The 1,108-nt window shown below is 43.1% G+C and carries 1 protein-coding gene; it reads left to right on the forward strand.

Translation table 11 applies throughout. From position 1 onward, the window contains the following. Window positions 1-209 precede the first annotated feature (209 nt). Window positions 210-1,108: IS110 family transposase (locus tag ACED46_RS21935; RefSeq protein WP_371722456.1), on the forward strand; the 899-nt coding region annotated here is incomplete at its 3' end.

Genomic DNA, 1,108 nt, shown 5'->3' on the forward strand with positions numbered 1-1,108 from the left:
TTGTATGGATAATAAGCACTCCAATCGGGTAATGTGAGACCCAGGCTTTAGCTGCAACTAAAGCTTTCTATGTAGTAGTTCGTTTAAACGCTGGCTCCTCTATCGAGAGACCGATAACAAACATGAACGCTACATAGGACTTCAAGCATAAACCTCGAATAGTCGACTGGGTCTCGAACCCGCATTACGCAAGCATGAGTTAGCTTATTATGAATACCAAAATCAATCAAAGCATCAACGTTGGAGTTGATACCGGCAAAACACAATTAGACATCCACATCAGGCCACTAGACCTATTTTTCTCAGTAGAGAACAATGATAAAGGCATCAAAAAAGCACTCAAAACGATTAAGAGTCACAGTCCTGAACGAATCGTTATTGAAGCAACAGGCCGATTAGAAATGCCTTTTGTTCTTGCATGTGCAGAGGCTCAATTACCTATTGTCAGAGCAAACCCTGTCCACATAAAACGGTTCGCTGGTGCTATTGGCCGCAGAGCCAAAAATGATCGTTTAGATGCAGAATTGATTGCTCACTATGGAGAAGCAATCAAACCAGCTCTTACTGTCATAAAGCCAAAAAACATACGCCTAATGAGTGACTTAGTCATTCGCCGAAACCAGTTGTTATCCATGCAAACCATGGAAAAGAACCGAATCCAGATACTTCCCGCTTCTCTCCATCCGACTATCAAACCGATGCTAACCACGATAAAAAATCAAATCACCAAGTTAGAAGAAAAGCTCGTTAAACTCATTGAAGATAGCCCTGAATATCAGGCTAAAAACACAATATTGCAGAGCGTCCCTGGAATAGGAAACATTGCCGCTGCATCAATAATTAGCAACGTACCAGAACTTGGCTACATCACAAATAAACAAGCGGCATCACTAATTGGTGTCGCTCCAATAACACGCGAAAGTGGGCGCTACAAAGGTAAGCGCGTGATCCAAGGCGGTCGAGCGCAAGTACGCACAGTGTTATATATGGCAATGATGTCAGCCATGCAATGTAACCCCGTATTCAAAGCAACTTATGCTCGACTTGTAGCTGCCGGAAAGCCTAAGAAAGTCGCAATAATCGCGTGTGTTCGAAAGATGGTTGTGAC

Origin of the sequence: Vibrio sp. 1S139 (assembly GCF_041439475.1) — a bacterium.
GTDB lineage: Bacteria > Pseudomonadota > Gammaproteobacteria > Enterobacterales > Vibrionaceae > Vibrio > Vibrio crassostreae_C.